11 protein-coding genes are annotated in these 11,508 nt (G+C 72.6%); 8 read left to right on the top strand and 3 right to left on the bottom strand.

Translation table 11 applies throughout. The features are described from left to right. Positions 1-159 precede the first annotated feature (159 nt). On the top strand, positions 160-555 hold the full coding sequence (locus tag ACWCPW_RS01255) for an STAS domain-containing protein (RefSeq protein WP_449759498.1): 396 nt from the start codon (positions 160-162) through the stop codon (positions 553-555). A gap of 169 nt (positions 556-724) precedes the next feature. On the opposite strand, the gene ACWCPW_RS01250 is transcribed toward ACWCPW_RS01255, so the two are convergent. Further along, positions 725-1,912, bottom strand: coding sequence for a phytanoyl-CoA dioxygenase family protein (locus tag ACWCPW_RS01250; RefSeq protein WP_449759497.1), 1,188 nt, complete (start codon positions 1,910-1,912; stop codon positions 725-727). Positions 1,913-2,229: 317 nt separating this feature from the next. Then, positions 2,230-2,973 carry a FadR/GntR family transcriptional regulator gene (locus ACWCPW_RS01245; RefSeq protein ID WP_449759496.1) on the bottom strand — a complete coding sequence of 248 codons (744 nt, stop codon included), beginning with the start codon at positions 2,971-2,973 and terminating at the stop codon, positions 2,230-2,232. A 243-nt stretch (positions 2,974-3,216) separates the two neighbouring features. Between ACWCPW_RS01245 and ACWCPW_RS01240 the strand changes: the two genes are divergently transcribed. The 5 genes from ACWCPW_RS01240 to ACWCPW_RS01220 all read left to right on the top strand — a co-directional run bounded on the left by ACWCPW_RS01240 (position 3,217) and on the right by ACWCPW_RS01220 (position 7,694). Continuing rightward, a complete protein-coding gene (locus ACWCPW_RS01240; protein ID WP_449759495.1) occupies positions 3,217-3,957 on the top strand; it encodes a (Fe-S)-binding protein in 741 nt (246 codons plus the stop codon). After that, entirely contained in the window at positions 3,954-5,543 is a 1,590-nt protein-coding gene (locus ACWCPW_RS01235; RefSeq protein ID WP_449759494.1) for a lactate utilization protein B, read from the top strand. The genes ACWCPW_RS01240 and ACWCPW_RS01235 overlap by 4 nt, the downstream gene beginning before the upstream one ends. After that, positions 5,540-6,241 carry a LutC/YkgG family protein gene (locus ACWCPW_RS01230; protein WP_449759493.1) on the top strand — a complete coding sequence of 234 codons (702 nt, stop codon included), beginning with the start codon at positions 5,540-5,542 and terminating at the stop codon, positions 6,239-6,241. Before ACWCPW_RS01235 ends, ACWCPW_RS01230 begins: the two co-directional genes overlap by 4 nt. Positions 6,242-6,271: 30 nt before the next feature. Continuing rightward, positions 6,272-6,946: a hypothetical protein gene (locus tag ACWCPW_RS01225; RefSeq protein WP_449759492.1), complete on the top strand. Its 675-nt coding sequence runs from the start codon at positions 6,272-6,274 to the stop codon at positions 6,944-6,946. Positions 6,947-7,145: 199 nt separating this feature from the next. Then, a complete protein-coding gene (locus ACWCPW_RS01220; RefSeq protein ID WP_449759591.1) occupies positions 7,146-7,694 on the top strand; it encodes a type 1 glutamine amidotransferase domain-containing protein in 549 nt (182 codons plus the stop codon). A gap of 33 nt (positions 7,695-7,727) precedes the next feature. Here ACWCPW_RS01220 and ACWCPW_RS01215 read toward each other — a convergent pair whose 3' ends face one another. Next, complete coding sequence (locus ACWCPW_RS01215) at positions 7,728-8,297, bottom strand: hypothetical protein (protein ID WP_449759491.1); 570 nt, start codon at positions 8,295-8,297, stop codon at positions 7,728-7,730. 87 nt (positions 8,298-8,384) lie between these two features. On the opposite strand from ACWCPW_RS01215, the gene ACWCPW_RS01210 reads away from it, so the two are divergent. Both ACWCPW_RS01210 and ACWCPW_RS01205 read left to right on the top strand, forming a co-directional pair. Then, on the top strand, positions 8,385-9,062 hold the full coding sequence (locus tag ACWCPW_RS01210; RefSeq protein ID WP_449759490.1) for a response regulator transcription factor: 678 nt from the start codon (positions 8,385-8,387) through the stop codon (positions 9,060-9,062). A gap of 233 nt (positions 9,063-9,295) precedes the next feature. Beyond that, positions 9,296-10,657, top strand: a complete 1,362-nt coding sequence (locus tag ACWCPW_RS01205) for a sensor histidine kinase (protein WP_449759489.1) — start codon at positions 9,296-9,298, stop codon at positions 10,655-10,657. Positions 10,658-11,508: the final 851 nt, after the last annotated feature.

The raw sequence follows: 11,508 nt of genomic DNA, 5'->3' as shown, positions 1-11,508 counted from the left end.
GAAGACGGTCCACGAGGGGCCGACTCGGCGAGTAGGGTGCCGATGCGGTCTTGTTGTTTCGGGACGGATGTGGGGTTTCCTCCCGAGACGTGCGAACCGTACCGAGCGGTCGTGCGGCGCGCGACCGAAACCGACACTTGATCAGGTGGAGCGCTCCATATGAGCCTTGACGATCTCCCACCGGACGACGTCGATCACACATCGTTCACGGCCAGACCCTGCGTCGTGCACGTCGCGCTGGAGGCCGACCTGGGCGGCACGGTGTCCGTGTACGGCGACATGGACATGACGGCGGCGCCGATGTTCCGGCAGGCGGTGGACCGCCTCGTCGACGAGGGCGCGCACAGCCTGCGGATCGACCTGACGGGCGTGCCGTTCATCGACTCGTCCGGTCTGGGCAGCCTGGTGTACGGCTACCGCCGCCTGCGCGATCGGGACGGCGACATCGTGGTGTGCGGCGTCGGACCGCAACCCGCACGGGTGTTGCGGATCACCCATCTGGACCGCATCCTCCGGGTGGAATGCGCGACCGTGCACGCCACGCCGAACCGCTGAGCGGGGGCCGCCGCGGATCCGGCCGCGGACGGATCCCGTAACGGTGAAGTCGGTTGCCCCGAACGCGTGTTCGCGCCACGCGCGGGGCCTGTCACGGCTGCCCGATCGGCCGGGCCGATCCCCTCGCGCCCGCCCCCGGCCGCCCGCGCCGGAGCCGACGCGTCCGGACTCAGCGGCCCAGCCCGGCGTCCAGCTCGCTCGCGGTACGACTGCGGATCAGGTCGTTGACCGCCTCGCCCGGGCCGACGTGTTCGAACAGGGTCGGCGGGTGGAAGGTGACGTACATCGTGCGCCGCCCGCCCTCGCCGGCGGGAGCGGGGGAGGCGTGCAGAACGTCGGCCATGTGCACCGTCACGTCACCGGGATCGGTGGGCACCGCGAGATGGGGCAGGTCGGCCAGGTCCTCGGCCCTCGGCTGCGGACAGGTGCGGCCGTGCGAGCCCGGAATCGCCTCCAGGTAGCCGGTGTCGGCGCTGGAGCCGGTCAGTTGGATGCCGATCGCCACCGACGGGCACATGATGTGGTGGCCGCCCAGCCCGCAGTCGGTGTGCCACGGGATGTTCGCCAGGCCCTTGAGCCGGCCGGGCGGCTTGAGCAGGACCGAGATGCCCTCCATCCGGTCGGTGGACGCGGCCAGGTCCGGGTGGATCAGCGTGGCCAGGCGGACCAGCCGCGGATCGCGCGCCAGCGCGCCGATCGGAGCCGAACGCTCGCTCGCGTAGACGATCCGGCACAACACCGGCTCGCCGCTCTCGCGCTCCGCCCACCAGGACCGGTCGTCGTCCGGGCGGGCCTCGGCCGCGAGCCGGTCCACCTCGGCCTCGAACACGGCGATCTCGGCGGCGGAGAAGACCCCGCGCACGCGCATCACCCCGGTCGCCGTGAAGTGCTCGGCGAGTTCGCGATCCGAGTGATCGAGCGTCAGTTCGGCGGCCGGGTCCACCTTTCGGCCCTGCCGGTCGAACACCTCGGTACCACGCGGGAGATAGATCTCGATGCCCTGATAGAGCGCGCGCAGCGCCGGTTCCCAGCGGAACAGGTCGGCCAGGCTGCCGCGTTCGGTGCGCACGTCGCCCGCGATGGCGAGTGCCGCCGCGGTGCGCAGCAGGGTGACCAGATCGGTCCACGCGTCCGGGGACAGCCGGATCACGCAGCCGGCGTCCGCGTCGATCCCCTCCACGATCCGCAACCGGGAATCGTGCGGGCGATACGTCCACGCGCCGTCCCCGATCCGCATGCCGATCGGATCGAGCCCGGCCAGGCCCGCCTCGGCCCGTCTGCCGTGCTCGCCGATGAGCAATCCGGGGATGATGTCCCGGTGGTACGTTTCCGCGTCGATCCGGTCGTGCCCGAGCATCCTCGCGACCTCCTGCGCTGTACGTTGCCGCGCAGTATGCCGGGCGAACGAGGTGGGTTACCAGAGCGTTTCGAGGTTTGCCCGAACGGGTGCCCGAGGCGGGCGGATCGCGCCGGCACACCGCTGCGTTCGGGCGGATCGCCTTGACCCACAAGGTGGGTGACGATTCGTCAGTTTCGGGTGGTCGGGCCGGGGCGGGTCGGCCGGGGACGGGCGCGCGAGGACGGCCCGGCCCCGGACGCACACGGCACGACGCGTCGGCTCCCGACGTGACGCGCGGGCACGGGTCGGCTCCGGGGCGGAGGTACGGCGACTCGTCAGCCTTCGTGGGGGCTCGCGTCCCGACGCACCCGGGCCACGTTCGGATACGCGCGGCGCAGGTGCACGGCCAACGCCTCGGCCGCCGCGCGTGGGTCGCGGGCCTCGATCGCGGCCAGGATCGCCCGGTGGTCCGCGCGCAACGCCCCGGTGTCCGGGCCCAGTTCGGCGACGGCGCGGCGCTGGTGCCGGCGTACCGTGTCGCGCAGCGCGCGCATGAAGGTGGCGACCAGCGCGTTCCCGGACAGTTCGGCGATCGCGGTGTGGAACTCGGTGTCCTGCTCGTTGAACCGCTCCGCCGACACGTCCGGCTCGTCCATCGCCGCCACGATCGTGCGCAAGCGGTCGAGATCGGCCTCGCTCGCGTGCCGCGCGGCGGCCTCGACCGCCCAGGATTCGATCAGCAGCCGGGTCTCCACCACGTCGTCCACCGCGAAGTTGGCCAGTCCCAGGTGCAGGCCGAGCACGCCGGTCAGCGCCGGCCCGGCGGATCCGGCCAGGATCGCGCCCGCCTCCGGACCGCTGCCGGTGTTGGCGACCAGGACGCCCATCGCCTCCAGGACCCGCATCGCCTCGCGCACCGACGGTCGGCTGACCCCCAGCGCGGCGGCCAACGCGCGCTCGCCGGGCAACTTGTCGCCCGCGCGCAGTCGGCCGGTCGCGATCTGCTCCTCGATCTGCGCGACGACCTCCTCGAACGCGCGCACGCGCTTGACCGGTCGCCAGTCCGGGCCGTCGTTCACTGGAAGGCTCCTCGGCGGTTTCGGGGTACTTCGGCGGGTTTCAGCGGATCAGCGGGTTTTGTCGGGCTCCACAGCCCGGGTCGCCGCTCGTGCCTTGTGGCACAGCATGACATGCCCTTAGCGTGTGCACACCACAGTGTGGTCAGACCACACGATTCGGCGTCGGACTCGGCGTCGGATTCCGCCTCGGACCCCACCTCGGGCTCCGAGTCGGACCCGCCGATCCGCGAGGAGGCCGCCCGCATGCGCGTCGGGCTGTTCATCACCTGCGTGAACGACACGCTGTACCCCCGCACGGGTCAGGCCGTCGTGCGTCTTCTGGAGCGGCTGGGCTGCGCGGTCGACTTCCCGCTCGCGCAGACCTGCTGCGGGCAGATGCACTGGAACACCGGTTACGGCACCCGCGTCGAGCCGATGGTCCGCCGGTTCGCGGACACCTTCGCGGGCTACGACGCGGTGGTCACCCCATCCGGGTCGTGCGGCGCGATGATCCGGGACAACCACCCGCGCGCCGCGGCCCGAGCCGAGGACCCCACCCTCGCGGCCGCCGTCGCCGCGGTGGTCCCGAAGGTGTACGACCTCACCGAGTTCATCGTCGACGTGCTCGGCGTCACCGACGTCGGCGCGTACTTCCCGCACAAGGTCGCCTACCACCCCACCTGCCACTCGCGCCGCCTGATGCGGCTCGGCGACCGTCCGACCGCGCTGCTGCGCGAGGTGCGCGGCCTGGAACTGCTCGGCCTGCCCGGCGAGGAGGAGTGTTGCGGCTTCGGGGGCACCTTCGCGGTCAAGAACCCGGACGTGTCCACCGCGATGGGCGCCGACAAGGTCCGGCACGCGGCCGGCACCGGCGCCGAGGTGTTGTGCGCCGCGGACAACTCGTGCCTGATGCACATCGGCGGCCTGATGGACCGTCAGCGCACCGGGATGCGCGTCCTGCACCTCGCGGAAATCCTCGCCTCCACCGAGAAGGAGCCGGCATGAGCAAGGCAGTCCCGCCGAAGGGCGCCACGTTCGTCGGCATGCCCCCGTTCCCGCGGGCGGCCCGGGCCGCCGTGGGCGACGCGCAACTGCGGCACAACCTGCGCAAGGCCACCCGCACCATCCGCGACAAGCGGGCCCTGGTGGTCGAGGAACTCGACGACTGGGCCGAACTGCGCGCGGCCGGCGCGGCGATCAAGGACCGCACGCTGCGCCGACTCGACGAACACCTGCTCGCGGTCGAGGCGGCGGTCACCGCCGCCGGCGGCACCGTGCACTGGGCCGCCGACGCGGCCGAGGCGAACCGGATCGTCGCCGACCTGGTCAAGGCCACCGGCGAGACCGAGGTGGTCAAGGTCAAGTCGATGGTCACCCAGGAGATCGCCCTGAACGAGGCGCTCGCGGCCGAGGGCATCCGGGCCTACGAGACCGATCTGGCCGAGTTGATCGTGCAATTGGGCGAGGACCTGCCGTCGCACATCCTGGTGCCCGCGATCCACCGCAATCGGGCCGAGATCCGGGAGATCTTCGTGCGCGAGATGGGCGAGTGGGGCGTTCCCGCACCGGCGGGCCTGACCGACGATCCGGCCGCGCTCGCCGAGGCCGCGCGCCGCCACCTGCGCGAGCGCTTCCTGTCCGCGCGAGTCGCGGTCTCCGGCGCGAACTTCGTGGTCGCCGAGACCGGCACGCTCGTGGTGGTCGAGTCGGAGGGCAACGGGCGGATGTGCCTGACCCTGCCGGACACGCTGATCTCCGTGGTCGGCATCGAGAAGGTGGTGCCGACCTGGGCCGATCTGGAGGTGTTCCTGCAACTGCTCCCGCGCAGTTCGACCGGTGAGCGGATGAACCCGTACACCTCGATGTGGACCGGGGTGACGCCCGGCGACGGGCCGCGGGACTTCCACCTGGTCCTGCTCGACAACGGCCGCACCGACGTGCTCGCGGACCGCACCGGCCGGCAGGCGCTGCGCTGCATCCGGTGCTCGGCCTGCCTGAACGTGTGCCCGGTGTACGAGCGCACCGGGGGGCACGCGTACGGCTCGGTGTACCCGGGGCCGATCGGCGCGATCCTGGTGCCGCAACTGCGCGGGATCGCCGAACACCGGGTGGACGAGCAGACGGCGTCCCTGCCGTACGCCTCCTCGCTGTGCGGCGCGTGCTACGAGGTGTGCCCGGTCGCGATCGACATCCCCGAGGTGCTGGTGCACCTGCGTGAGCAGGTGGTCGACGGCGGCGGTCACCGCGCCGAGCGGGCGGCGATGCGGGCGGCCGAGTGGGTGCTGGACGAACCGGGCCGGCTGCGCCGGGTACAGCGGGCCGCGTCCCGCGCGCGCGGGCTGATCCCCAAGCGGGCGCCCGGCCCGGGCGCGGCCTGGACGGACAGCCGGTCGATCCCGGCGGTGCCGGCGGAGTCGTTCCGGGATTGGTGGGTGCGCGAGCGGAGCGGTCCGGCGGGGCCGGTGCCTTCGTCGGCACCGGGCGTCGAGGCCGCTCCGAGTGTCGGGGCGACCCCGGGCGTCGAGGCCGCTCCGGGTGTCGAGGCCGCTCCGGGTGTCGGGGCGGACGAGAGCGAGGGGGAGGGGCGATGAGTTCGCGCGAGGTGATTCTGGCCCGGGTGCGGCGGGCGCTGGTGGACGTGCCGCGCGACGAGGTGTTCCCGGTGCCGCGCGACTACGCGCGCGCCCACGTGGTCGAGGGCGTGCTCGAACTGTTCGTCGAGCACCTGCGCGACTACCGGGCGATCGTGCACGAGGTCGCGGAGAGCGGGCTCGCGGACGCCGTCGCCGGCGCGGTCGAGCGACGTGGGGCACACCGCGTGGTGACGCCGGCCGGACTGCCGACGGCGTGGACGGCCGGGTTGGCGGCGGGGGTGTGCGTACCGGATGGCTGGACGTACGGCCCGATCGGCGAATTGTCAGATGATCCTACAAATAACAGGCCTCTGCCTCCTTCCCGGTCGCACGCTCCCCACCTCACCACCGCCGAGTTGGACGCCGCCGACGGCGTGCTGACCGCGTCGGCCGTCGCGATCGCCGAGACCGGCACGATCGTGCTCGACGCGGGACCCGGGCAGGGTCGGCGTGCGCTGACCCTGGTACCGGACTGGCACCTGTGCGTGGTTCGGGCGCGGGACGTGGTCGCGTCGGTGCCGCAGGCGTTGGAGCGGCTGACCCCGGGCCGACCGCTGACCTGGATCTCCGGACCGTCCGCGACCAGCGACATCGAACTGGACCGGGTCGAGGGTGTACACGGGCCCAGGACCCTCGAAGTCCTGATCGTGCGGTGATGTCCCGCCGATCATTTACAGTCCATAGGCGTGGCACCTGATACGAAGGCACTCGTCCGCTCGACCAAGAACCTGATGGAGATGGTCGACCTCCTGGGCAACACCAGCCCGCCCGAGGCATACGACGCGATCGCCGAGCAATTGGCGAACACCCGCCGACTCCTCGGCCAGTTGGCCGCGCCCGTACCGACCACGTTGTGCAACGAGCATCCGTACGGTCCGGTCGACGAGGACGCGCGGGACAAGTGTCTGTTCTGCGAGAACCGCAGGCGGCGTGGTCGGGCCCGGGACGCGGCCGACGCGCGGCCGCGCTCGGCGCCGTGCCCCAGGCACCCGGAGCGTGGGCTGCTCGCGTTGGGCGAGGTGTGTGCGCTGTGCGGGGGGCCGGAGGGCGTGTCGAGTCCGCGCCAGGGCGTGCCGAGCGTGCGCGACCCGCGTCCGGCGCCGCTGTCCGGTGCGCGGGGTGTGGACATGCGGCTGACCGTGCTCACCCGGCAGCTCGCCGCGATGGCGGGCGAGGCCGGCCGGGACGCGCGCGGCGAGGCGCTGCTCGCGGCGGCGGTCGACGTGCTCAAGGGCGCCCAGGGCCTGATCCAGGCGGCCAACGCGTTCACCGACGGGCGCGGCGACGAGGCGTACAACACGGCCACGCGGGCCGCCCGGGGCCTGCGGGCGACCGCGGCCGAGGTGCTCGAAGACCTTTAGTGCGTGTCTTCGATCGCCCGTCGGGGGATCGAAGACACGCCCTGGGGTGGGGCTCGCCCGGCCCCGCCGACCCTGCCGGGGCCGGTGGGGGCAGGTGGGGGCCGGGTTTATGGCCGAGGTGGTCGGGCAGGCGGAGAGCCGACCGTTGCAACCGTTCCGTACGGAGGGGCGTGCCCGCATGGCATCCGAGCTGCAGGGCTTGACCGTGGCATTCCTCGTCGCCCCCGAGGGCTTCGAGCAGGTGGAGCTGACCGAGCCGTGGCTGGCCGTGGAACGGGCCGACGGATCGCCCAAGCTGATCTCCACCAAGGCCGGCGAGGCACAGGGCTTCGACCGCTACGACCGGGGCGACACGTTCCACGTCGACGCCGGGATCGACGCGGTCGGGTCGGGCGACTTCGACGCGCTCGTACTGCCCGGCGGGGTGGCCAACCCCGATTTCCTGCGTACCCAGCCCAAGGCGGTGGAGTTCATCCGGCGCTTCTTCGCTGAGGGCAAGCCGGTCGCGGCGATCTGTCACGCGCTGTGGACCCTGGTCGAGGCCGACGTCGTGCGCGGGCGGCAGCTCACCTCCTGGCCGAGCCTGCGCACCGACCTGGAGAACGCCGGTGCCATCTGGGTCGACGAGGCGGTGGTGGTGTGCACGGCGGGCACCAACACGCTGATCAGCTCCCGCAAGCCGGACGACCTGGCGGCGTTCGACAAGGCGCTGGTGGCGGAGTTCGCCCGGGCCGGAAAGAGCCGGTAGCGCGCGGGGCCGCCCGGGCCCGGCGATGGGTGCTCAGGCCTCGTAGGTCGACGCGATCGGGTCGTGCCCGTTCCAGACCACGAACACGGACGAGGTCCGCCCACGGCTGACGAAGTCCACCCGGATCCACTGGTTGCCCGGCCACACCTTGACCGCCCACCCCGAGTTCGGGGTCGCGGCGATCAGGGTCGCGGTGGTGCCCTGGTAGCGGAACGAGGCCCGCCCGCCGCGCACCTCGAAACTCTGCACCGCGGCGACCGGCGGCCCCTCCCGGAACCGGACCGGCGGAGCGGCCGGCGTCGTCGCGGCCTTGGGCGACGGCGGAGCCGAGGACGCGGACGGCGACGGGGACGACGAGGTCGGCGGCGGCGTGCGGTTGACGGCCGAGATCAGGTCCGGCTCCTCGGTGGTCGGCACCGTGCCGGACGCCGTCGACGGGGTGTCCACCGGAGGCGGCGGTTCGTCCCCGGCGACCAGGGTCGGCGCCCGCGGCGGCTCGAACACGGTGTCGCGCAGCACGCTGCGCACGCCCCACCACGACAGCGCGACGGCCATCGCGGTGACCGCGAGCCACACCGATATCGACGTGATGGTCCTCCGCACGAGCCCTATCCTCTCGCCTGTGCCCCCGGCCCGGTGTTTCCCCTCCCGGGCCGGCCGGGGCGGAGAGTACGGGTACGGTTCCGAACCATGGCACAGGTGCTCGTGGTCGAGGACGATCAATTCGTACGTTCGGCGCTGATCCGATACCTCACGTCGTCCTCCCACGCCGTGCGCAGCGTCGGAACGGCCCTGGAGGCGCTGCGCGAAGTCGCCCATTACCCCTTCGACGTGGTCATTCTGGACCTCGGTCTGCCGGATTTGGACGGATCCGAGGCGTTGAAGATGCTTCGCGGCATATCCGACGTCCCGGTGATCATCGCGACCGCCCGGGACGACGAGGCCGAGGTGGTCCGGCTGCTCAACGCGGGCGCCGACGACTACGTGACGAAGCCGTTCTCCGGGGAACACCTGGGCGCGCGGTTGTCCGCGGTGCTGCGCCGTGCGCGCGGGCGGACCACGGCGGACGTGTTCAGCGTCGGAGGTCTGCTCATCGACGTCCGGCGCCGGGAGGCACGGCTGGACGATCGGGAGTTGGAACTGACCCGACGCGAGTTCGACCTGTTGGCGTTCCTGGCCGCGCGGGCCGGGACGGTGGTGCCGCGCCGGGAGATCCTGGCCGAGGTGTGGGGCCAGTCCTACGGCGACGACCAGACCATCGACGTACACCTGTCCTGGCTGCGCCGAAAGCTCGGCGAGAAGGCGCGGGAGCCGAGGTATCTGCATACCGTGCGGGGTGTCGGGGTGAAACTGGAGCCGCCGGCGTGAGGCTCGGCCCGCGCGGGGGTGGGGCGGCGGGTCGGCGGGGGGACGCGGCGGGCCGGACGGGAGCCTCGGGCCGGGCCGGTGGCTCGGGTCGGGCGGGTGCTTCGGGCCCGGTGGATGCCTCGGGTCCGGCGAGTGGCTCGGGCCGGGTCGGCCCCTCGGGTCGGGCGGGTGCCTCCGGTCGAGCGGGTGGGCCGGCGGGGCGGGAGGAGAAGCCGCCGCGGGCGCCGAAGGGCGTGCGGGGCACGCTCGTGCGGGTCTCGTTGGCGGTCACCACGATGGTCGCTCTCGCGTTCTTGATTCCGCTGGTCCTGGTGATCCGGGAGATCGCCGCGGACCGCACCTTCACCGACGCCGAGCGGCAGGCCGCCGCGCTGCAGCCGGCGCTGGTGATCACGACCGACCGGGCGACGCTGGAGCCGGCCATCGCGAGCGTGCCGGCCGGCTCCGGCGGCCGGATCGCGATCCATCTCCCGGACGGTTCGGTCCTGGGTCGGCCGCGCGCGAGCGAGCACAGTGTGGCCACCGCGCGCGAGTCGGCCCGTTCGTTCCGGGTCCGCGCGGGCGGCGGGTGGGCGCTGTTGCAACCGTTGCTGTTGGACCAGGGCAGGATCACCGTGATCGAGGTGTACGTCCCGGACGACGACCTGGAGCACGGCGTGAATACGGCCTGGCTGGTGCTCACCGGGGTGGCCGTGGTCCTGGTCGGCGGTTCGGTGGTGGTCGCCGACCGGCTCGGCGCGCAGGTGGTGCGCTCGGCCCGGGGGTTGGCCGCGGCGGCCCGTTCGTTGGGTACCGGGGACCTGGCGGCGCGGATCGTGCCCCAGGGGCCTTCCGAACTCCAGGAGGCCGCCACGTCGTTCAACACGATGGCGGACCGGGTGGAGCAACTGCTGGCCAACGAACGGGAGATGGCCGCCGACCTGTCGCATCGCCTGCGTACGCCGCTGACCGCGCTGCGGTTGAACGCGGCGGCGCTGGGCGAGGACCCGGTGGCCGAGCAGACCCGCAACGCGGTGGCGCAGTTGGAGCGCGAGGTCGACGAACTGATCCGGACCGCGCGGCGATCGAGCGCGACCATCGAGGCGGTGGGCTGCGACGCGGCCGAAGTGGTCCGCGAGCGCATGGACTTCTGGTCCGCGCTGGCCGAGGACGAGGATCGACCATGGCAACTGGTGGGCGCGGACGAGCCGGTGCGGGTCCCGGTGCCCCGGGGCGACCTGGCGGCCGGCCTGGACGCGATGTTGGGCAACGTGTTCCGGCACACCGAGGAGGGCGTGCCGTTCTCGGTGACCCTGCACTCGGGCCGGGACGCGGTGATTCTGCTCGTGGCCGACGGCGGTCCCGGGATCGCCGACCCGGTGAGCGCCCTGCGGCGCGGACACGGCCAGGGCGGTGACGGCTCGACCGGGCTCGGCCTGGACATCGTCCGGCGGCTCGCGGAGGCCACCGGCGGCGAGGTGGGGTTGGGCCGCTCGGTACTGGGCGGCGCGGAGATCAGCGTGCGGCTGGGCGGGGGCACGACCGAGTCGGTGGTCCGGCGCAGCCGGCGGGCGGGCAAGAGCCGGCGGGGGCGACGGAGGCCGGGGGCGGGGTGAGCGGTGGCGGTGTCGCCACTCGTTCGCGTGGGTGTCGAACGGGGATTTTCTCACTGTGAGTCACGGCGCGTGTGCCCGCCGGCACCTGGACCTTGATCCAACCTTATGTGGGCCTTAAACCCTTGCCTCGGGTCGAATCGGGTTGGGTGGACAGGTGTTCTTCGGCCACGGTTTTCACTAGCCTTCAGAACGACGGTCCATTCGGAACCAACGGGACTCCCCCCTTTCCGAGTGGCCCAGGCGCAGCCCAATCCCCCCCAGGGTCTGTAGCCGTTCGGGGATCTCGCATCCCCGGCCGCTCGTGTCCCCACCCCCACCCGGGGCACGACGGCATCCCGACCCGAGAGCGAAAACTCTCGGGTCGGGACTTTTTTTGGGGCGACTTCGTCGCCGGCTCGCGAGGCACCGCTTTTTCTTTCCCCCGCAAGCTCCTCCGAGAAAAAAGCCGGCCCCTCGCTCGGGGCTTCGTGTCCCTCCGCTTCGCTCCGGGCCACGAAGCCCAACTTCTGCGGCTCCGCCGCTCTCCGCGCTTCGCGCGTCGATCACGAGGTCTCGCCGGTGTCGTGGGCGCCAACGCGCCGAACCGCAGCCTGATTCGGCGGGTCCGGGCGGCCCCGGCAAGATCGCCGACTCGCGGAAGCGGAACGTAATTTCGCCGCAATCTTGCGGGCCGCTTACGAGCCCGAGCGGTGTCGCGGCTCGGTTCGGGCCGCCGGCCAGCGCGGTCTCGGCGGCCGTGGAACGCAAGCGTCGACAGCGCGCGACGGTCGATCCCGCGAGGCCGTGTCCCGGGTCCGCTCGGCCGGGATCGGAGCGTTGACGGGTCCGTAACGCGTCTGTAACTCTGATCT

It is taken from the genome of Embleya sp. NPDC001921, assembly GCF_053594475.1.
This window is presented reverse-complemented; position numbering and strand designations above follow the sequence as displayed.

Excerpts from the sequence above, each read along its gene's own strand:
- ACWCPW_RS01250 (WP_449759497.1), bottom strand. The coding sequence starts at position 1,912 with ATGCTCGGGCACGACCGGATCGACGCGGAAACGTACCACCGGGACATC.
- ACWCPW_RS01235 (WP_449759494.1), top strand. The coding sequence starts at position 3,954 with ATGAGCAAGGCAGTCCCGCCGAAGGGCGCCACGTTCGTCGGCATGCCC.
- ACWCPW_RS01230 (WP_449759493.1), top strand. The coding sequence starts at position 5,540 with ATGAGTTCGCGCGAGGTGATTCTGGCCCGGGTGCGGCGGGCGCTGGTG.
- ACWCPW_RS01240 (WP_449759495.1), top strand. The coding sequence starts at position 3,217 with ATGCGCGTCGGGCTGTTCATCACCTGCGTGAACGACACGCTGTACCCC.
- ACWCPW_RS01210 (WP_449759490.1), top strand. The coding sequence starts at position 8,385 with ATGGCACAGGTGCTCGTGGTCGAGGACGATCAATTCGTACGTTCGGCG.
- ACWCPW_RS01255 (WP_449759498.1), top strand. The coding sequence starts at position 160 with ATGAGCCTTGACGATCTCCCACCGGACGACGTCGATCACACATCGTTC.